Genomic DNA, 20,450 nt, shown 5'->3' with positions numbered 1-20,450 from the left:
GAGGGTTAGGTATGAAAGCGGTAATTCTGGCTGGTGGACTTGGTACCAGATTGAGTGAAGAAACAATAGTAAAACCAAAACCAATGGTTGAGATTGGTGGTAAGCCGATTCTTTGGCATATTATGAAAATGTATTCCGCCCACGGCATTAAAGATTTTATTATCTGTTGTGGATACAAGGGATATGTAATCAAAGAATACTTTGCGAACTATTTTCTGCATATGTCGGATGTAACATTTCATATGGCAGAAAATAGAATGGAAGTTCACCACAAGCGCGTAGAACCGTGGAATGTAACGCTAGTTGATACTGGTGATTCATCTATGACCGGTGGCCGTTTGAAACGTGTGGCTGAGTACGTAAAAGATGATGAAGCGTTTCTGTTTACATATGGCGATGGTGTTGCCGATCTCAATATCAGAGCTACGATCGATTTTCATAAAGCGCATGGCAAAAAAGCAACTCTGACGGCAACGTTCCCTCCTGGACGTTTTGGTGCCCTGGATATCCGTGGCGGCCAGGTTCAATCGTTCCAGGAGAAGCCTAAAGGCGATGGCGCGATGATCAACGGTGGTTTCTTCGTACTAAATCCTTCAGTGATCGATCTTATTGAAAATGATGCGACTACCTGGGAACAGGAACCGTTGATGACATTGGCTAAACAGGGAGAACTCATGGCTTACGAGCATGCAGGGTTCTGGCAGCCGATGGATACACTGCGCGATAAAACGTACCTTGAAGGTTTATGGGAAAAAGGTACTGCGCCCTGGAAAACATGGGAGTGACTGCATGATTGATAAGAGCTTCTGGCAGGGTAAACGCGTATTCATTACCGGCCATACGGGTTTTAAAGGTAGTTGGCTCTCTCTATGGCTAAGTGAAATGGGAGCAACACTAAAAGGTTACTCCCTTGAGGCCCCGACGAATCCAAGCTTATTTGACACCGCTAATATAAGTAACTTGATGGAATCGGAAATAGGCGATATTCGTGATTTTGATAAATTACGAAATTCTATAGCGTCTTTTAAGCCAGAAATTATTTTTCATATGGCTGCCCAGCCGCTAGTAAGGCTTTCTTATAAAGAACCTATCGAAACCTATTCAACAAACGTGATGGGCACTGTACATTTGCTTGAAGCGGTAAAACAGGTTGGGGGTATTAAGGCTGTAGTCAATATCACCAGCGATAAATGCTATGAAAACCGTGAATGGGTTTGGGGTTACCGCGAAAATGAAGCGATGGGCGGATACGATCCCTACTCCAACAGCAAAGGCTGCGCTGAACTAGTTGCTTCCGCATTTCGTAATTCGTTTTTTAATCCTAAGGATTATGCAAACCATGGCGTTGGCTTGGCCTCGGTTAGGGCGGGTAATGTGATTGGTGGCGGTGATTGGGCAGAAGATCGCTTGATTCCAGATATTTTGCGTTCTTTTGAGAAAAAGAAGCAGGTCGTTATTCGCAATCCTCATTCCATTCGTCCATGGCAACATGTACTTGAACCGCTTTCTGGGTATATCGTGGTGGCACAGAGCCTCTATGTTGAGGGGGCCAAATATTCAGAAGGGTGGAATTTCGGTCCTCGTGAGGAGGATGCAAAAACGGTTGGGTTCATTGTCGACAAAATGGTGACATTATGGGGTGAGGGGGCCAGTTGGCAGTTGGATGGTCAGGATCATCCCCATGAGGCACACTATCTTAAACTGGATTGTTCGAAAGCCCATATGCAATTAGATTGGCACCCTAGATGGGAGCTCGTTGAAACACTTGGTCGTATTGTTAAATGGCATAAAGCATGGATAAACGGAGCAGATATGTTGGAATGCTCGAAACGTGAAATTCATGATTATATGACCACTACCACTTTTAGCTAAAATAGATAAGTACAGGAATTATAGCAATGACAGCAAAAAACCTGCGTGAACAAATATCCAAACTCGTTGCTGAGTATGCCGATGAGGCACTGAGCCCAAAACCATTTAATGCAGGTGTGAGTGTCGTCCCACCTTCAGGGAAGGTTATTGGTGCGAAAGAATTGCAATTGATGGTTGAAGCATCTTTAGATGGATGGCTTACAACGGGTCGTTTTAATGATGCTTTCGAGAAGAAACTCGGTGAGTTTATTGGCGTGCCTCACGTATTAACAACCACTTCAGGCTCATCAGCGAACTTGTTGGCTTTAACAGCATTAACGTCACCGAAACTTGGTGATCGTGCGCTCAAGCCTGGTGATGAAGTTATTACCGTAGCAGCAGGGTTTCCAACCACAGTTAACCCAACAATCCAGAATGGATTGATTCCTGTTTTTGTGGATGTTGATATCCCTACTTATAATGTTGACGCTTCACTTATTGAAGCCGCAGTGAGTGAAAAATCAAAAGCGATTATGATCGCCCATACACTGGGTAATACGTTTGATTTAACGGAAGTGCGCCGTATTGCTGATAAGTATAATCTTTGGCTTATCGAAGACTGCTGCGATGCGCTCGGATCTACTTATGATGGTCAAATGGTCGGTACTTTTGGTGATATTGGTACTGTGAGTTTCTATCCTGCACACCATATCACAATGGGAGAAGGCGGGGCTGTCTTTACCAAATCAGGCGAATTAAAGAAACTGATTGAATCCTTCCGTGACTGGGGACGTGATTGTTATTGTGCACCAGGTTGCGATAATACCTGTGGTAAACGTTTTGGACAGCAACTGGGTTCTCTGCCGTTCGGATACGACCATAAATATACCTACTCTCATTTGGGTTATAACCTGAAAATTACGGATATGCAGGCTGCATGTGGCTTGGCACAATTAGAACGTGTTGAAGAGTTCGTACAAAAACGCAAAGAGAACTTTGCATATCTCAAGCAAGGTTTGCAATCCTGTGCTGAGTTTCTTGAGTTACCGGAAGCCACAGAGAAATCTGACCCATCCTGGTTTGGTTTCCCGATCACTCTTAAAGAAACGAGTGGCGTTGAACGTATCGATTTAGTTAAGTTTCTTGATGAAGCCAAAATCGGTACCCGTCTGTTATTCGCAGGTAATCTGACTCGTCAACCGTATTTTGCGAATGTGAAGTACCGAGTGGTGGGTGAATTAAAAAATACAGATCGCATAATGAATCAAACCTTCTGGATTGGTATTTACCCAGGACTAACTACTGAGCATTTGGACTACGTAGTTAGCAAATTTGAAGAGTTCTTTGGTCTGAATTTCTAATTTTTGAGGGAGGGGAATGAATTCCCCTTTAACTATATGAAAATTCTCGTCATGGGAGCATTTGGATATCTTGGTTCACAACTTATGTCTTACTTTGAAAGCCAACATTCGGTAGTTGGTTTGGCAAGGAAGAAAAAAAGTGGGGATTACAGAAAAAATATTATTTATACTACAGATAGTGAGTGGGTTGAAAAGATTATAAAATTTAAGCCCGACATTGTTGTTAATACTGCTGCTTGCTATGGAAGAAATAACGAATCAGCATCTGTGCTTTTGGAAAGCAATATTCTCTTGCCTATCAAAGTAATAGAGTCCATTACATCATTTAATTCTGTTTTTATAAATTGTGGTACATCATTACCACAAGATGTAAATCTATATGCGTACACGAAACAAAAATTGCCTGAAATTGCACGGGTAATTATAAATAAGACAGATAATAAGTTTTTAGAATTGAAGTTAGAGCATTTTTTTGGTGCTTTTGATGGAGATGGTAAATTTACAAGTATGGTTATAAGAAGTTGCTTAAATAACAAAGCTATAAAATTGACTTCAGGGTCACAAAAGAGAGATTTTATATACATTAAAGATCTGCTATCCGCATTTGACTGCATTTTAAATCATATCCATGAGTTTCCGAAGTTTCACACAATAGAAGTAGGAAGCGGCGAGGCTGTATCTATTCGCGAATATGTTGAGACCGTCCAAAGAATTACTAAAAGTTGTTCTGAAATTGAGTTCGGTGCAGTGGAACAAAGAGAGAATGAGTTAATGTATAGCTGTGCTAATGTAACAGAGCTTAAGAAAATAGGCTGGCAAAGAGAGTATTCTCTAGTTAACGCAATATCTGAAATAGTTGAGAAGGAAAAATAATGAAACTTTTAATTACTGGGGGCTGTGGTTTTCTTGGGAGTAATTTGGCCTCTTATGCCATTAACCAAGGATTTGAGGTCATTGTATTTGATAATTTATCACGCAAAGGTGCGATAAATAATTTACAGTGGCTCTCTTCATTAGGAAAATTTGATTTTGTACATGGTGATATTCGAAATAAAAATGATGTTACAAGATTAATTACTAAGTATATGCCAGATAGCTGTTTCCATCTGGCAGGACAGGTGGCAATGACCACATCCATTGATAACCCTTGCATGGATTTTGAAATTAATACAGGTGGTACATTAAACTTATTAGAGGCAGTAAGGCAGTATCAGCCAAGATGTAACATAATTTATTCATCTACGAATAAAGTATATGGAGATCTGGAGCAGTATGAATACAGGGAAACTGAAACTAGGTATACCTGTACTGATAGACCCAATGGGTTTGATGAGACAACCCAGCTAGATTTTCATTCGCCTTATGGATGTTCTAAAGGTGCTGCAGACCAATATATGCTTGATTATGCGAGGATTTTTGGCTTAAACACGGTAGTGTTCAGACATTCATCCATGTATGGTGGTAGACAATTTGCTAGCTATGATCAGGGTTGGGTTGGTTGGTTTTGCCAAAAAGCAGTTGAAATAAAAAAAGGTATTACTAAACCCTTTACTATTTCTGGGAACGGCAAACAAGTCAGAGATGTATTACATGCTGAAGATATGATTTCATTGTATTTTACGGCTCTAGCTAATGTGTCAAAAATTAGAGGTAATGCCTTTAATGTGGGAGGGACTATTGCTAACAGTCTGTCTTTACTTGAACTCTTCAAATTACTTGAAGAGTATAGCGAAATAGAAATGAAATATACAAATTTACCTGTGAGAGAGAGTGATCAGCGAGTTTTTGTTGCCGATATTACAAAAATTAGCAATGCAATTGGTTGGGCCCCAAATGTCTCTGCAACAGATGGTGTCCACAAGATGTATGATTGGACAAGTACCATCTGATATATTGCCCGTGAAGGCGGGCATGATTTAATATACATTAATCTTCATGGGATATATAAGTTGAAACCATTATGAGAGTATTGAGGTTGGCTAATGTTCCAAAACACCTTATTATTGCTGCTTCTTCTTGGTTATCAAAAATAATAATCGCAAGTGTTCAGTTAGTAAGTATAAAATTTTTACTGGAAATATTAGGAGAAGAATCATACGCAATATTTACACTTTTAACTGGTTTATTAATTTGGTTTAGCATTGCAGATATTGGTGTTGGCAGTAGCTTACAGAATTATATATCTGAGTTGAGAGTAAAGAATGAATCGTATGATTCATATATTAAAGCTGCAATACACATCTTATTCGCATCCTTAATTATATTTTCTGGCACATTGTTTTTACTGTCAGGCAAAGTGTCATCTCTATATCTATCTTCATTTAGCTATGAGATGAAAAATGGTTTGGCTACCCCTTTTTTTATAGCAAGTGTAATATTTATAACTGTCGGGATTGGGAATGTAGTATATAAGATATTATTTGCTGAACAATTGGGATGGAAAGCAAACGCAATTAATGCGGCATCCTATATGTTGGGGTTGCTCGGTGTTTTTCTCATACGCTACTTGAATTTGAATGCAAACATTACAACTTCTTTAATAGCATTATATGCACCTGTTGCCTTGCTACCAATTCTATACACACTATATCGATATATAAAAATTATAAAGATTGACGTAAGTCTTGATAATTATAAGTCTTTATTATCACGCTCTACTGGTTTCCTAATGTTTTCGTTTTTATCAATATTGGTACTACAGGCTGATTATATTGTTATCTCACAGAAATTATCTGCTACAGATATTGTTAAATATACAGTAACGATGAAGATTTTTGGTTTGGTATTTTTTATTTATACGGCTGTATTACAGGCTTTATGGCCATTATGTGCCGAACTACGAGTTAAAATGCAATGGGAGAAGCTAAATAAATTAGTGTTCATTAATGTTTTTGGTGGGGTTCTTTTTATTAGTTGTAGCACTTTATTCATTTTTATTTTTAAAAGTTACATTTATAGCATCATAGCTAAAAATATTGATTACCGTATTAGTGGTATGGCGTTTGTCTTACTTGCAGTATATTTTAGTCTTCGCGTCTGGTGTGATACATTTGCTATGTTACTTCAAAGTATGAACCAATTAAGAATTCTTTGGTTCATAGTTCCTTGCCAGGCTTTGATCGGTGGAGCGGCTCAATGGATTCTGGCTGGAAGTTATGGGATTGTCGGCATTTTATGGGGGCTGATTATTTCATTTGCATTAACAGTTTTTTGGGGGTTGCCTGTGTACTATATATATAAAATTAAAGGTTTAGCGTAACATGAAAGTATCTTTTTGTATTCCAACATATAATAGATCACAATTCGTTGATGAGCTTTTATATAGTATTAGTAATCAGCTACCTCATTCATTAAATATTGAAGTATGCATTTCAGATAATGCATCAACAGATAACACTAGAGAATCTATAGATATTTGGAGGAGTAAATATAATTTCCCAATTATATTTCAACAGCATACAGAGAACATTGGCCCAGACAGAAACTATTTAGCCGCTGTTAATATGGGTACTGGTGATTACTGCTGGATATTTGGCAGTGATGACCTTCTGGCAAATAATGCACTTGCATTGATGGAAAAAAAACTAGCTGATGGTTTTGATATTTATTTATGTGATAGAAAGGAGTTTGATATTTCTATGACAAAGGTATCTAATCCGCATAGGCGATGGATATCAGGAGGAAGCAGATTATTTTATTTTAGAAATGATTCTGATTATATCGAATATTTTAATAAGTGTAATTCAGTTGGTGGTGTATTTAGCTATTTAAGTTCAATTATAGTTAAAAAAGAGAAATGGTCTAATGTGAAATTTGATGATTCTTATATAGGAACAGCTTATTCCCATGTATTTATTTTATTAAATATAATCAATAACCCACATGCAACCTTACAATATATATCGAAACCACTAGCTTATTGTCGAGGTGATAATGATACTTTCGAGAGTAATGGGAGAGCTCGTCGAATTAAAATCGATTTTATAGGTTACTTAAAGTTGAGAAAAGATTTATATAGCGCTAATAAGGACATTTTCTCCTCATTTGGAACTGTGTTATTGAAAGAGCGCCCATGGTTTTACACTTCTTTGGCTATGGCGTGTTACGGTAATGCCTCAGATCGATCTGAACTAGCTGCTTTCTATAAGACGTTAGGTTATCCAAAGATAGCTACATATTTTTTGTTTAAATTCAAAAGCCTTGCTTCTTCTTTTAAGAAATTTAAATTAATAAAAGAATTAGTTAAAAAAATATTTGCATAGTATTGTATACATTAATCATAAATCTTTTATATAACGATGAGAAATGATTATGGTGTTAATCGTTTGGGTGCTTGTCATTGGTTTATATTTTACTTGTGGAATAATTTATCTACAGTTTCCCTTTTTATCGCCCTTAGGTGCATTGGCTTACCCCGATACTGTAAATGATGTGTTATATGTGGCAGCAATAGGTATTGTTGGAGCTTTTATTGGTTATCTTACTTTTTTAAAAATAAGGTTGATCGAAATTAAAGATTTTGATAACACAAATTTTATATGTTTTTGTTCCTTTTGCTTCATTATCTTTGCATCTGTTGTGTTCTCTTTAGGGGTTGCATCATATGGTGGATATATCTCTTTTCTGCATACATCATACACTCCTATTTATGAGGGTAGCGCAGCGAATGAGACTAGGGACGTGCTGATATCTACAGCTGGGTTATTATCTATTTACGCTCTTTTGACAAGTGTGCGTGTAAAATTAAAAATGGTCACCAGATCTAACAAAATAATAATCTTGATATCTTTGATTATATTAGTATCCATATTCATACAAGGACGGAGAGAAAATCTAATATTGCTTTTATTGTGCTTTATATCACATTATCTATTTATTAATAAAATAAATGTAAGGCGTGTTATTAATATTTTCTCTATTGTTTCTATCATGCTTTTTGTCGCAGGGTTTGGTTTATATTTGCGTGAGAGTTCTTCAACATCAGGTGGAAGTGTTTTGACTGCAATACCATTTGCTATCATGTATGAAACACACTTTTCATTAGCTACGTTAGCCAATGAAGTTAGAACTCATTTGCACAATAATTTGCCCTATGGGGGAGTTCTGGAACTATTTTCACCTGTGCTTTTTATTATACCAGCATTTATATATAATATATTTGGTTTAGACAAACAGTCTTTGTTTGAAAATAGTGAAGTACGATTTTATGAAGATAAAGGTGGTCAGTTTATATTTACTGAAGCATTTCATTCATTGGGTTTTTTAGGTGTGTTTCTTCACGGATTAATACTCGGAATTATGTTGGTTATTTTTTACAGAATAGCAAAAAAAAATGGTCTGATAATTTATCAATTCCCAATTGTTTCATTGATTTTTGTGGCAATGAGGAAAGATCTAACTTATGGTGTGAAATATATTTCATTATTATTAATATGTATGGTGATTTTCTATTTCATTTATAAACTGCTTCCACTAAAAAAAATGGTTAGTAACTGAAATGTATAAAGTACTTTTTATCAGTGCCTTTCATCCTGGGGCTAAAGGAACGATTGGTGCAGGAGAGGCAATTTGTGGCGATAATTTAAAAAGGCATATTAGGAATGGCAGTGAAGTCGATGTTATTGTAATTGCACCATCATCTCAATATGAAAACCCCGAGATAAAATCATTATGTCATACATATGAATTAATGAATGTGGGGAAAAGAGAATATTTTAATGGAGTGCGTTTTAATCTTAAACATAAATCTTTTGTAGCGCCGTGGTTTTTTACTAGAGTTAGTGAAGAGCTAGTCGATCGTGTGAAATATAAAATGTCACATAAAAAATATGATATGATTTGGCTTGATTTTCCTTCTGTCTTAGGCTTGGTAAAACATATCTCACATGATAATATCGTTTACTTTGCACATGACGTTGTGTCCCAAAGAACCAGCCGCTCTTTAACTAAACGCCCGATCAACTCAACAATCTTAAGAATTGAATCTGATCTATTTAAAAGATTAAAGTCTATAATAACAATGTCTAAAAAAGATAGTGAATTAATTCAGGCTATGAATTATAAAGGACAGGTTAGTGTTGCCGACCTTGGTATTCAAAAGGTGGGGGAGGTTTTCAATTCTGTCCCGATTGAACGTGTAGTTTCTGAGTTTGGAAAAAATAAAAATATTATCTTTTTTGGTAATATGAAACGTTCCGAAAATCATTGGTCCATAGTATGGTTTGTCTTTTTTGTTTTTTTTAAACTGATTAAGCAACAGCCAAATCTCCATCTTTGGATTTTAGGTTTAGGTCCGCGGCCAATACTTAAGATTATCGGTAAATGTGTTCCACATGTACATGTGATTGGAGCTGTATCTGATCCAACGTTGGCCTTTCAGAAGGCAGATTTAAGCGTGGCTCCATTATTATATGGTGCTGGCGTTAAAATTAAGGTTCTTCAAATGCTTGACGCTGGCGCGAGGGTCGTTGCTACAGACGTGGGGGCTGAGGGTATTCAGCAGCATGAAAATCTTTATGTGGTTGATAAATTCAGTATTGGAAATAAAATATTAGAATTGTTGGATTAGCCGAAATATGTTTTCATTTACATTAATTGTACCAACCTATAATGCTGGTGAAAGGTGGAAAGAGTGGTTTGTGGCTCTACAGAAACAAACTCTACAGCCATCTGAGCTAATTGTCATAGACTCCTCATCAATTGATAATACTAGAGAGATAGCATTCGAGTTTGACTGCAAATTAATCAAAATTCCTTCCAGTGAATTTAATCATGGTGGGACTAGAAATAGAGCGTTATCTCAAGCTAGTGACAGTGAGTTAATAGTTTTTTTAACTCAAGATGCAATTTTTGATAATGAAGATGCACTAGCTAACATGATCGAAGTATTTCAGGATCCAGACGTCGCCGCTGTTTGCGGAAGACAAATCCCGCATCTTGACGCTAATCCTTTGGCAGTACATGCCCGTAATTTTAACTACGGTTCAACATCACAAATTAAGAGTAAGTCAGATATAAAAACCTTTGGTATTAAAACCGTATTTATGTCGAATTCTTTTGCAGCTTACCGTCGTTCTGTTTTTGAAAAATTAGGCGGGTTTCCTGAGCATACGATCCTAGCTGAGGATATGTTTATGGCTGCTAAGATGATTCAAGCAGGCTACAAAGTGGCTTATTGTGGAACGGCCGTTGTGAGGCATTCTCATAATTATAGCCCGCGAGAAGAATTCCAACGATATTTTGATACGGGTGTTTTCCATGCTTGTAATCCCTGGATTCAACAGGATTTTGGCGGTGCCGGAGGGGAAGGCTCGCGTTTTGTTAAATCAGAGATTTGTTTTCTTCTTAAAAAAGCACCTTTATGGATCCCAAGAGCATTATTGACAACGTTCGCTAAGTTACTTGGTTATAAGTTAGGAAAACGCTGGCAATCACTTCCCTTACCGCTATGCCGGTTTTTAAGTATGTATAAGAGTTATTGGAATAATTTTAAACGCTCTGAATCAAAAGAGATAAGATAAATGTCAGTTCTTCCCGTAATTATGGCTGGTGGCACCGGTAGCCGCTTGTGGCCGTTGTCCCGCGAACATCATCCGAAGCAATTCCTTAGCATTGAGGGTAAATTATCAATGCTGCAGAATACCATTATGCGATTGGCTCCACTTTCAGTTGAAGCGCCGGTGGTCATTTGCAATGATAAACATCGCTTTCTTGTGGCTGAGCAGCTTCGTGCCATTGATAAACTCGCGAATAATATTATTTTGGAGCCTGTTGGGCGTAATACAGCTCCGGCCATAGCACTTGCTGCGTTTTGTTCACTCCAGAATTCCGATGGCGAAGACCCTCTCTTGTTAGTTCTTGCTGCAGATCATGTCATTCGTGACGAAGAAGCTTTTATTCAGGCCATTAAACAGGCTGAGCCTCTCGCGGAGCAAGGTAAACTTGTAACTTTCGGTATCGTTCCTACGCAGGCTGAAACTGGTTATGGTTATATACTCCGGGGCGAGGCAATTGGGGATGATGCTTTTACTGTAGCAGAGTTTGTGGAAAAACCAGATTTTGATACGGCCTGTCACTACCTTGCGTCCGGGAAGTATTACTGGAACAGTGGAATGTTTTTATTCCGAGTAAGTTCCTATTTGAACGAATTAAAAAAATTATCACCTGATATATATAGTGCCTGTGAGAAAGCTGTAGGCCATATCAATCCCGATCTTGACTTCATCCGTATTAATAAAGAGGCATTCAGTTTGTGCCCGAGTGATTCTATCGATTATGCGGTTATGGAGCATACCCATCATGCAGTAGTTGTACCTATGAGTGCTGGCTGGTCGGACGTTGGTTCCTGGTCTTCACTTTGGGATATTTCAGAAAAAGATCAGCAGCGCAATGTCTTACATGGCGACGTTTTTACACATAACAGTAAAGATAACTACATCTACTCTGAAAACTCATTTATCAGTACTGTAGGAGTAAGTAATCTTGTTATTATTCAGACTGCTGATGCTTTATTGGTTTCGAGTAAAGATTCGGTTCAAGATGTCAAAAAAATCGTAGATTATCTGAAAAATAACAACAGAACCGAATATAAGCAACATTTAGAAGTTTTCCGCCCTTGGGGAAAATATAACGTAATTGATAGCGGTGACAATTATTTGGTCAAACGAATAAGTGTTAAGCCCGGTGAAAAATTTGTCGCGCAGATGCATCAGCATCGAGCAGAACACTGGATAGTGGTATCTGGAACCGCCCGCGTTACTAAGGGGGAGCAGACATTTATCGTGTCGGAGAACGAGTCAACATTTATACCACTTAACACTATTCATGCGCTAGAAAACCCAGGGGTTGTCCCATTGGAGCTAATTGAAATCCAATCAGGTACCTATCTTGGTGAGGATGATATTATTCGTTTAGAGCAGCGTTCAGGATTTCTGGAGGAAGGGACTGATGAACACAGTTTGTAATAGCCACGATGTAATTAACACCTCAGGTATCGCTTTTGGAACCAGTGGTGCTCGTGGTCTGGTGACCGATTTTACACCGACCGTATGCGCTGCTTTCACCGTTTCGTTTGTGGCTGTTATGCAGCAACGTTTTTCTTTCGATGCAATAGCGCTGGCAATAGACAATCGACCAAGCAGCTATGCTATGGCCCAGGCTTGTGCCGCAGCATTGGCCGATAAAGGCATCAATGCGATTTTCTACGGTGTTATTCCAACACCAGCCTTAGCGCTTCAGTCTATGGCAGATAAAATTCCAGCGATTATGGTGACAGGTAGCCACATACCTTTTGATCGTAATGGATTGAAGTTCTACCGTCCTGATGGCGAAATTACAAAAGCTGATGAGCTAGCAATTCTGAATACTCAAGCTACATGTAATCAACTAGTGCTTGAAGAATTGTCTGTTTCACCAGTTGCTGCTGAAAATTACATCTCACGCTATCTTTCTCTGTTCCCTACACCGTTTTTGAAGAGAAAGCGTATTGGTATTTATGAGCACTCAAGTGCTGGGCGCGATCTTTATAAACCTTTATTTAAAGCTTTAGGGGCTGAAGTTATCAGTCTGGATCGGAGTGATAGCTTCGTACCTATAGATACTGAAGCGGTAAGCGAAAAGGATAGAGCGAAAGCACTTAAATGGGTAAAGGATTTTGAATTGGATGCCATCTTTTCTACTGACGGAGATGGAGATCGACCTTTAATTTCTGATGAGAAAGGGCAGTGGTTGAGAGGGGATATTTTAGGACTGTTGTGTTCGCTTGCCTTATCTGTAGATGCTGTTGCTATTCCTGTGAGTTGTAATAGTGTCATATCTTCCGGTCATTACTTTAAACATGTAGAACTTACTAAGATTGGTTCACCCTATGTTATAGCTGCGTTTTCTGAATTATCGCAGAACTATGACCGTATTGCCGGGTTTGAAGCTAACGGAGGTTTCTTATTAGGAAGTGATGTCACTATTAATGGTGAAGTTTTATCAGCATTGCCGACTCGTGATGCACTATTACCAGCGATTATGCTTCTTTACAGTAGTAGAGAGAAAAATATTAGCAGTCTTGTTGAACAACTTCCCCGCAGGTACACCCATTCTGACCGATTACAGAATATCTGCTTTGAAAAGAGCCGAAAACTAATTGATATGGGAGCTGTAAATCAGCAATCATTGCTCAATAGTATTGGTTTACAAGATGAAATCGCTGTCTCTGTAGATATCACTGATGGGATAAGAATTACGCTTGGTAGTGGGAGTATTGTGCATTTACGACCTTCAGGGAATGCACCTGAGTTGCGTTGTTATGCCGAGGCGAATTCATTGGTAATTGCTCAAGATATTGTAGAAACTGTTCTTGTTCGTATCAGGGATGAAAGCTAAGATTTTCTAAATTTATCTCGAAGCATGTTCAAAAGAACAGTGATTTTATCTTGTTTTTTATACCCATTTAGAGGGTGAGGGTTAAATGGATAATATTGATAATAAGTATAATCCACAGTTGTGTAAGCTTTTTTTAGCCATATCTGATTTGGTCTTTTTTAATGTGGCACTATGGCTGTCATTAGGTTGTGTATATTTAATTTTTGATGAAGTTCAGCGTTTTGTTCCACAAGAACAGCTGGATACACGATTTATCTCCCACTTCATTTTATCTATAGTATGTGTGGGATGGTTTTGGATTCGATTACGGCATTATACGTATCGCAAGCCATTCTGGTATGAGTTGAAAGAAATTTTTCGTACCATTGTTATTTTTGCTGTATTTGACCTGGCTTTAAGCGCCTTTTCTAAGTGGCAATTTTCACGGTATGTCTGGGTTTTTTGCTGGACATTTGCGCTTGTATTGGTGCCATTCTTCCGTGTACTTACAAAGCATTTGCTTAACAAACTTGGAATCTGGAAGAAGAAAACCATCATTCTCGGAAGTGGCCAAAATGCACTCGGAGCATACAGTGCTCTTCAGAGTGAAGAGATGATGGGATTTGATGTTGTTGCTTTCTTTGATACTGATGCAATTCATTCTGAGATTAATGGGTTACCAATAATAAAAGAAGATAAAGAAATCTGGAGTTTGAATCGTACAGGTGATATTCATTATATTCTTGCCTATGAATATACTGAGTTAGATAAAACACAATTTTGGCTTCGTGAGTTATCAAAGCATCATTGCCGATCAGTAACTGTGGTTCCTTCTTTTCGCGGATTGCCATTGTATAATACAGATATGTCCTTTATTTTTAGCCATGAAGTTATGCTGTTAAGGATACAGAACAATCTTGCAAAGCGTACCTCCCGTTTCCTTAAACGAACATTTGACATCGTTTGTTCAATATTAATTCTATTAGTGGCATCACCCCTTATGATTTATCTTTGGTATAAAGTTACCCGAGATGGAGGTCCAGCGATTTACGGCCATCAACGCGTAGGGCGGAACGGTAAATTATTTCCGTGTTATAAATTTCGTTCAATGGTGATGAATTCGCAAGAAGTATTGAAAGATCTTCTGGATAAAGATCCCGATGCGAGAGCTGAGTGGGAAAAAGATTTTAAACTTAAAAATGATCCTCGCATTACTGCTGTTGGGCGTTTTATTCGAAAAACAAGTCTTGATGAATTACCCCAACTGTTCAATGTATTAAAAGGTGAGATGAGTTTGGTTGGGCCACGCCCAATCATTTCGGATGAACTTGAACGGTATTGTGATGATGTTGACTATTATTTGATGGCAAAACCAGGAATGACAGGTCTGTGGCAAGTTAGTGGTCGCAATGATGTGGACTATGAAACGCGTGTGTACTTTGACTCTTGGTATGTCAAGAACTGGACACTCTGGAATGATATTGCCATTTTGTTTAAGACAGTGAAGGTTGTTTTACATCGAGACGGCGCGTATTGAGTCTCGTTAGACATGGCTGATTACTACCCAAAAGGAAGCTCTGGTACATCAATTACTACCTTCCTGCCTTGCCTCTGAGTTAACATGCTATTCACTTAAGCCCCCGGAGTTTGTCCCGGTGGGTAACCACACCTGACAGGAGTATGTAATGTCCAAGCAACAGATCGGCGTCGTCGGTATGGCAGTGATGGGGCGCAACCTGGCGCTCAACATCGAAAGCCGTGGTTATACCGTCTCCGTTTTCAACCGCTCCCGTGAAAAGACCGAAGAAGTGATTGCCGAGAACCCTGGCAAGAAACTGGTGCCTTACTACACGGTAAAAGAGTTTGTTGAATCCCTCGAAACGCCTCGTCGTATCCTGTTAATGGTGAAAGCGGGAGCAGGTACAGACGCTGCCATTGATTCCCTGAAGCCGTATCTGGACAAAGGCGATATCATTATTGATGGCGGTAACACCTTCTTCCAGGACACCATTCGTCGCAATCGTGAACTGTCGGCCGAAGGCTTTAACTTCATCGGTACCGGCGTGTCCGGTGGTGAAGAGGGCGCACTGAAAGGGCCTTCTATCATGCCTGGTGGGCAGAAAGAGGCTTACGAACTGGTCGCGCCAATTCTGACCAAAATCGCAGCTGTTGCCGAAGATGGTGAGCCATGTGTAACCTATATTGGCGCCGATGGTGCGGGCCACTATGTGAAGATGGTCCACAACGGTATTGAATACGGTGACATGCAGTTGATTGCTGAAGCCTACTCTCTGCTGAAAGGTGGTTTGAACCTGTCTAACGAAGAGCTGGCGACCACCTTCACCGAGTGGAACGAAGGTGAATTAAGCAGCTACCTGATTGACATCACCAAAGATATCTTCACTAAAAAGGATGAAGACGGTAAATATTTGGTTGATGTGATCCTGGATGAAGCTGCGAACAAAGGTACCGGTAAATGGACCAGCCAAAGTTCTCTGGATCTTGGGGAACCCCTGTCTCTGATCACTGAGTCTGTATTCGCTCGTTACATCTCCTCCCTTAAAGACCAGCGTGTTGCTGCATCTAAAGTGCTGTCTGGTCCGCAGGCTAAACTGGCTGGTGATAAAGCAGAGTTCGTTGAGAAAGTACGTCGCGCTCTGTACCTGGGCAAAATCGTCTCCTATGCGCAGGGTTTCTCTCAACTGCGCGCTGCGTCTGACGAGTACAACTGGGATCTGAATTACGGTGAAATCGCGAAGATCTTCCGCGCAGGCTGTATCATTCGCGCTCAGTTCCTGCAGAAGATCACCGATGCTTATGCTGAAAACAAAGGCATCGCAAATCTGCTGTTGGCTCCTTACTTCAAAAACATCGCTGACGAATATCAGCAGGCGCTGCGTGATGTAGTGGCTTATGCTGTGCAGAATGGTATCCCGGTACCGACGTTCTCTGCCGCCGTAGCATACTATGACAGCTACCGTTCTGCGGTATTGCCGGCGAACCTGATTCAGGCTCAGCGTGACTACTTCGGTGCACACACCTATAAACGCACTGATAAAGAAGGTGTGTTCCACACCGAATGGCTGGATTAATCTGATTTAACCCAATCGTAAATGCAGGCCCGGAGCGCTCCTCTGGGCTTTTTTATGGGCAAAAAACGGCATTCGGCTTGGTCTGATAGGCCTTACAGTTATAAATCACGATATAATGATTGCAGGCTGATCCGATACGACAAAGTTGGGTCTAACGATGGTGACACGTTCACCCTTAAATGTTTAACCGGAAGAAGTTGCAGAGCGAATGAAGATAACTATCTCAGGAACAGGTTACGTAGGCCTGTCGAACGGCATTCTGATCGCCCAGCACCATGAAGTGGTTGCCCTGGATATCGTTCAGTCTAAAGTCGACATGCTGAATCAGAAAAAATCGCCGATTGTTGATAAAGAGATCGAAGAGTATCTGGCCACGAAACCGCTGAATTTCCGTGCGACAACCGATAAGAATGATGCTTACCGCGATGCTGACTACGTTATTATCGCCACCCCGACTGATTACGACCCGAAAACCAACTACTTCAACACCTCCAGTGTGGAATCAGTAATCCGCGATGTTGTTGAAATTAATCCAAATGCAGTGATGGTCATAAAATCCACCATTCCGGTGGGCTTTACGAATTCCATTAAGGAGCAGTTGGGTATCGACAATATCTTTTTTTCGCCGGAGTTTTTGCGTGAAGGCCGTGCGCTATACGACAACCTGCATCCGTCTCGTATCGTAATTGGTGAGCGTTCCGAGCGCGCCGAGCGTTTTGCTGCACTGCTACAGGAAGGGGCCGTGAAGAAAGATATTCCGACCCTGTTTACCGACTCTACCGAAGCCGAAGCTATTAAGCTTTTCGCCAACACTTATCTTGCGCTGCGCGTAGCCTATTTTAACGAGCTGGACAGCTATGCAGAGAGTCTGGGGCTGAATTCGCGTCAGATTATTGAAGGAGTATGCCTGGATCCGCGTATCGGCAACCATTACAACAACCCATCATTCGGTTACGGGGGCTACTGCCTGCCGAAAGATACTAAGCAGTTGTTGGCTAACTATGCTTCAGTACCGAATAATATTATTGGCGCGATTGTTGATGCTAACCGTACGCGTAAAGATTTTATTGCTGACTCTATCCTCGCCCGTAAGCCGAAGGTGGTGGGGGTGTATCGCCTGATTATGAAGAGTGGTTCTGATAACTTCCGTGCATCTTCCATTCAGGGAATAATGAAACGGATTAAAGCTAAGGGTGTGCCCGTTATTATTTATGAACCCGTCATGAAAGAGGATGAGTTCTTCCGTTCTCGAGTGATACGTGACTTAGACGCCTTTAAGAATGAAGCAGATATTATTATTTCTAACCGTATGACGCCGGAACTGGATGATGTCGCCGAAAAGGTGTACACGCGAGATCTGTTTGGCAATGATTAAATATCGTTTCTGTAAAAAAGGCCTTTTGAAAGGCCTTTTATTACATTAAACCAGACTGCAATTATACTTTGTAGAAATCACGATACCAGTCAACAAAGTTTTTCACGCCATTTTTAACTGTTGTTTCGGGTTTAAAACCAATAATCTCATACAGTGCTTTAGTATCTGCGCTGGTTTCCAGTACGTCGCCAGGCTGTAGTGGCAGCATATTTTTAGCGGCTTCAATACCAAGGGCATCTTCCAGTGCCTTGATGTAATCCATCAGCTCAACTGGTGAACTATTTCCAATATTGTACACGCGATAGGGCGCAATGCTTGTTGCCGGGGTTCCGGTCTCAACGGTCCATTGTGCGTCAACCTGCGGAATGATGTCCTGCAAGCGAATAATTGCCTCTGCGATATCATCAATATAGGTAAAATCACGCTTCATTTTTCCGAAGTTATAGACGTCAATACTTTTACCTTCGAGCATCGCTTTGGTGAACTTAAAGAGAGCCATATCAGGGCGACCCCATGGACCGTATACAGTAAAGAAGCGCAGGCCTGTTGTAGGTAGTCCGTACAGGTGCGAATACGTGTGTGCCATTAGTTCATTAGCTTTTTTGGTCGCGGCATACAGAGAAACGGGATGGTCGACCGAATCATCCGTAGAAAAAGGCATTTTGCGGTTCAGGCCGTATACCGAACTGGAGGAGGCATAGAGCAAATGTTGTACTTTATTATGCCGACAACCTTCAAGCACGTTCAGAAAGCCAGTAAGGTTAGAGTCAGCATAGGCGTGCGGGTTTTCGAGCGAATAACGTACGCCAGCCTGTGCGGCAAGATGTATTACACGGTCAAAATGCTCGCTTGAAAAAAGCTCAGCCATCGTGTCCCGATCGGCTAAATCAATTTTATGAAAATTGAAACCGGGTTGCGCCAGTAAATCCAGACGAGCTTGTTTAAGGTTCACGTCGTAATAGTCGTTAAGATTATCAGTACCGACGACTTGGTGGCCTGCCTTCAGGAGGCGCTTGCTAACGTGGAAGCCGATAAAACCAGCGGCTCCCGTAACCAGAAATTTCATTTTTTGTTCCTCTTTCAGGCTAAATTATAGCCAGGTGCCAGCAGGCACCACAAAACAAGAATGATACCGTTAGATGGCAAGAAAGATAATCGTTAAGTGTCATTACGCCAACCTCTGTTTTGGTGATGAAAAACATATTCATGACGTGAATTTGTTGATTAATCAGATTATTCCTCAATAACGGGCATCTGAACGTTGATGTTAATGATTTCCTGAGTAACTTTTTCTGTGATGATTAAAATACCAATCAAAATCCTGTAAACAATCTGCGATTTTTATCAATAATCCTATGGCATTACCCGTATATATGACTACACTATTTCCAGTTTCGGTTTTTCCTCATTTAGGGTATTTATGTCTGTGGGCGATAACAACACATCCGGGCGCAGTAACGATCCGGAACAGATTGATTTGATTGATTTAGTAGTGCAGTTGTGGCGTGGCAAAGTGACGATTATTGTTTGTGTGATTGTTGCGGTTGCGCTGGCGGCAGGCTATCTGATGATTGCTAAAGAAAAATGGACTTCCACAGCAATTATTACTCAGCCGGATGTTGGTCAAATTGCGACCTACAATAACGCATTTAACGTTATATATGGTAACAGTGCGCCAAAAGTAACAGATCTTCAGATGGATGTGGTTGGTCGTTTTAGTACGTCTTTCTCTGCGTTAGCCGAAACACTCGATAACCAGGAAAAACCAGAAAAATTGACCATTGAGCCGTCGGTTAAAGGTCAGCAGCTGCCGCTGGCGGTTTCTTATGTAGGTAATTCAGCAGAAAATGCGCAGCGTCAGCTGTCTGAATACATTCAACAAACTGATGAAAAAGTTGCTAAAGAGCTTGAACTCGACTTGGCTGATAACATCAAGTTGCAAACGACTACGCTTGAAGACTCTTTGAAAACTCAGGAAGTGGTTGCTCAGGAGCAAAAAGAATTGCGAATTAAGCAAATCCAGGAAGCATTGCGCTATGCCGAACAGGCGAATGTAACCAAGCCGCAGCTCCAGCAAACTCAGGATGTTACTCAGGACAGTATGTTCCTTCTGGGTAGTGAAGCCCTGAAATCGATGATTGAGCATGAGTCTACACGTCCCCTGGTGTTCTCTGACAGCTACTTTCAGACCAAACAAAAGCTCTTGGATATCGAGAATCTGAAGCTTGAGGGGGCAGAGATGCACTCCTACCGTTATGTGATGAAACCAAGCTTACCTGTGCGTCGTGATAGTCCGAAAAAAGCAATTACTCTGGTTCTGGCAGTACTGCTGGGTGGGATGATTGGTGCGGGTGTGGTTCTTGGTCGCAACGCTCTGCGTAGTTACAACGCAAAAGCGCAGTAAGTCATCATTTATTT

Annotated in this window: 17 protein-coding genes; 16 read left to right on the top strand and 1 reads right to left on the bottom strand. The window is 40.3% G+C overall.

Features of this window, described 5'->3' with window-relative positions; all coding sequences use genetic code 11:
- Positions 1–11 precede the first annotated feature (11 nt).
- From rfbF to ugd, 15 genes are all read left to right on the top strand, one after another.
- Positions 12–785: a glucose-1-phosphate cytidylyltransferase gene (gene rfbF / locus AACS05_RS14610; RefSeq protein WP_045444653.1), complete on the top strand. Its 774-nt coding sequence runs from the start codon at positions 12–14 to the stop codon at positions 783–785.
- 4 nt (positions 786–789) lie between these two features.
- Positions 790–1,872 carry a CDP-glucose 4,6-dehydratase gene (gene rfbG / locus AACS05_RS14605; RefSeq protein ID WP_045444650.1) on the top strand — a complete coding sequence of 361 codons (1,083 nt, stop codon included), beginning with the start codon at positions 790–792 and terminating at the stop codon, positions 1,870–1,872.
- A 26-nt stretch (positions 1,873–1,898) separates the two neighbouring features.
- Positions 1,899–3,212: a lipopolysaccharide biosynthesis protein RfbH gene (rfbH, locus tag AACS05_RS14600; protein WP_045444646.1), complete on the top strand. Its 1,314-nt coding sequence runs from the start codon at positions 1,899–1,901 to the stop codon at positions 3,210–3,212.
- Between the two features lie 51 nt (positions 3,213–3,263).
- Positions 3,264–4,085 (top strand): NAD-dependent epimerase/dehydratase, encoded by an 822-nt coding sequence (locus AACS05_RS14595; protein ID WP_339374225.1) that lies wholly within the window; start codon positions 3,264–3,266, stop codon positions 4,083–4,085.
- A complete protein-coding gene (rfbE, locus tag AACS05_RS14590; RefSeq protein WP_045444640.1) occupies positions 4,085–5,101 on the top strand; it encodes a CDP-paratose 2-epimerase in 1,017 nt (338 codons plus the stop codon). Before AACS05_RS14595 ends, rfbE begins: the two co-directional genes overlap by 1 nt.
- Before the next feature lie 71 nt (positions 5,102–5,172).
- Positions 5,173–6,471 (top strand): MATE family efflux transporter, encoded by a 1,299-nt coding sequence (locus tag AACS05_RS14585; RefSeq protein WP_045444637.1) that lies wholly within the window; start codon positions 5,173–5,175, stop codon positions 6,469–6,471.
- A gap of 1 nt (position 6,472) precedes the next feature.
- The gene (locus tag AACS05_RS14580; RefSeq protein ID WP_045444634.1) at positions 6,473–7,474 is read left to right on the top strand and encodes a glycosyltransferase family 2 protein; all 1,002 of its coding nucleotides are present in this window, start codon (positions 6,473–6,475) and stop codon (positions 7,472–7,474) included.
- Between the two features lie 49 nt (positions 7,475–7,523).
- The gene (locus AACS05_RS14575; protein ID WP_045444631.1) at positions 7,524–8,708 is read left to right on the top strand and encodes an O-antigen polymerase; all 1,185 of its coding nucleotides are present in this window, start codon (positions 7,524–7,526) and stop codon (positions 8,706–8,708) included.
- 1 nt (position 8,709) lies between these two features.
- Positions 8,710–9,780 carry a glycosyltransferase gene (locus AACS05_RS14570; protein WP_045444628.1) on the top strand — a complete coding sequence of 357 codons (1,071 nt, stop codon included), beginning with the start codon at positions 8,710–8,712 and terminating at the stop codon, positions 9,778–9,780.
- Positions 9,781–9,787: 7 nt separating this feature from the next.
- Positions 9,788–10,732, top strand: coding sequence for a glycosyltransferase family 2 protein (locus AACS05_RS14565; protein WP_045444625.1), 945 nt, complete (start codon positions 9,788–9,790; stop codon positions 10,730–10,732).
- On the top strand, positions 10,733–12,175 hold the full coding sequence (locus AACS05_RS14560) for a mannose-1-phosphate guanylyltransferase/mannose-6-phosphate isomerase (protein WP_045444622.1): 1,443 nt from the start codon (positions 10,733–10,735) through the stop codon (positions 12,173–12,175).
- Entirely contained in the window at positions 12,159–13,586 is a 1,428-nt protein-coding gene (locus tag AACS05_RS14555) for a phosphomannomutase (RefSeq protein ID WP_045444619.1), read from the top strand. Before AACS05_RS14560 ends, AACS05_RS14555 begins: the two co-directional genes overlap by 17 nt.
- 85 nt (positions 13,587–13,671) lie before the next feature.
- Positions 13,672–15,102: an undecaprenyl-phosphate galactose phosphotransferase gene (locus tag AACS05_RS14550; RefSeq protein ID WP_045444616.1), complete on the top strand. Its 1,431-nt coding sequence runs from the start codon at positions 13,672–13,674 to the stop codon at positions 15,100–15,102.
- A gap of 148 nt (positions 15,103–15,250) precedes the next feature.
- On the top strand, positions 15,251–16,657 hold the full coding sequence (gndA, locus tag AACS05_RS14545) for an NADP-dependent phosphogluconate dehydrogenase (protein ID WP_045444613.1): 1,407 nt from the start codon (positions 15,251–15,253) through the stop codon (positions 16,655–16,657).
- Between the two features lie 208 nt (positions 16,658–16,865).
- Positions 16,866–18,032 (top strand): UDP-glucose 6-dehydrogenase, encoded by a 1,167-nt coding sequence (gene ugd / locus AACS05_RS14540; protein ID WP_045444610.1) that lies wholly within the window; start codon positions 16,866–16,868, stop codon positions 18,030–18,032.
- A 61-nt stretch (positions 18,033–18,093) separates the two neighbouring features.
- Here the strand turns inward: ugd and AACS05_RS14535 are convergent, their stop codons facing one another.
- Entirely contained in the window at positions 18,094–19,098 is a 1,005-nt protein-coding gene (locus AACS05_RS14535) for an NAD-dependent epimerase (protein ID WP_045444607.1), read from the bottom strand.
- A 354-nt stretch (positions 19,099–19,452) separates the two neighbouring features.
- Here AACS05_RS14535 and wzzB point away from each other — a divergent pair, with 354 nt between their 5' ends.
- Entirely contained in the window at positions 19,453–20,436 is a 984-nt protein-coding gene (gene wzzB / locus AACS05_RS14530) for an LPS O-antigen chain length determinant protein WzzB (RefSeq protein WP_045444604.1), read from the top strand.
- Positions 20,437–20,450 lie beyond the last annotated feature (14 nt).

The organism is Citrobacter sp. S-77 (genome assembly GCF_963864895.1).
GTDB lineage: Bacteria > Pseudomonadota > Gammaproteobacteria > Enterobacterales > Enterobacteriaceae > Citrobacter > Citrobacter murliniae.
This window is presented reverse-complemented; position numbering and strand designations above follow the sequence as displayed.

What these genes read in the sequence shown, in the direction of transcription:
- rfbF (WP_045444653.1), top strand. Translation starts at nt 12, where the DNA reads ATGAAAGCGGTAATTCTGGCTGGTGGACTTGGTACCAGATTGAGTGAA.
- rfbG (WP_045444650.1), top strand. Translation starts at nt 790, where the DNA reads ATGATTGATAAGAGCTTCTGGCAGGGTAAACGCGTATTCATTACCGGC.
- AACS05_RS14555 (WP_045444619.1), top strand. Translation starts at nt 12,159, where the DNA reads ATGAACACAGTTTGTAATAGCCACGATGTAATTAACACCTCAGGTATC.
- AACS05_RS14560 (WP_045444622.1), top strand. Translation starts at nt 10,733, where the DNA reads ATGTCAGTTCTTCCCGTAATTATGGCTGGTGGCACCGGTAGCCGCTTG.
- AACS05_RS14535 (WP_045444607.1), bottom strand. Translation starts at nt 19,098, where the DNA reads ATGAAATTTCTGGTTACGGGAGCCGCTGGTTTTATCGGCTTCCACGTT.
- AACS05_RS14585 (WP_045444637.1), top strand. Translation starts at nt 5,173, where the DNA reads ATGAGAGTATTGAGGTTGGCTAATGTTCCAAAACACCTTATTATTGCT.
- AACS05_RS14580 (WP_045444634.1), top strand. Translation starts at nt 6,473, where the DNA reads ATGAAAGTATCTTTTTGTATTCCAACATATAATAGATCACAATTCGTT.
- AACS05_RS14595 (WP_339374225.1), top strand. Translation starts at nt 3,264, where the DNA reads ATGGGAGCATTTGGATATCTTGGTTCACAACTTATGTCTTACTTTGAA.
- gndA (WP_045444613.1), top strand. Translation starts at nt 15,251, where the DNA reads ATGTCCAAGCAACAGATCGGCGTCGTCGGTATGGCAGTGATGGGGCGC.
- rfbH (WP_045444646.1), top strand. Translation starts at nt 1,899, where the DNA reads ATGACAGCAAAAAACCTGCGTGAACAAATATCCAAACTCGTTGCTGAG.
- AACS05_RS14570 (WP_045444628.1), top strand. Translation starts at nt 8,710, where the DNA reads ATGTATAAAGTACTTTTTATCAGTGCCTTTCATCCTGGGGCTAAAGGA.
- AACS05_RS14550 (WP_045444616.1), top strand. Translation starts at nt 13,672, where the DNA reads ATGGATAATATTGATAATAAGTATAATCCACAGTTGTGTAAGCTTTTT.
- rfbE (WP_045444640.1), top strand. Translation starts at nt 4,085, where the DNA reads ATGAAACTTTTAATTACTGGGGGCTGTGGTTTTCTTGGGAGTAATTTG.
- AACS05_RS14575 (WP_045444631.1), top strand. Translation starts at nt 7,524, where the DNA reads ATGGTGTTAATCGTTTGGGTGCTTGTCATTGGTTTATATTTTACTTGT.
- AACS05_RS14565 (WP_045444625.1), top strand. Translation starts at nt 9,788, where the DNA reads ATGTTTTCATTTACATTAATTGTACCAACCTATAATGCTGGTGAAAGG.
- ugd (WP_045444610.1), top strand. Translation starts at nt 16,866, where the DNA reads ATGAAGATAACTATCTCAGGAACAGGTTACGTAGGCCTGTCGAACGGC.
- wzzB (WP_045444604.1), top strand. Translation starts at nt 19,453, where the DNA reads ATGTCTGTGGGCGATAACAACACATCCGGGCGCAGTAACGATCCGGAA.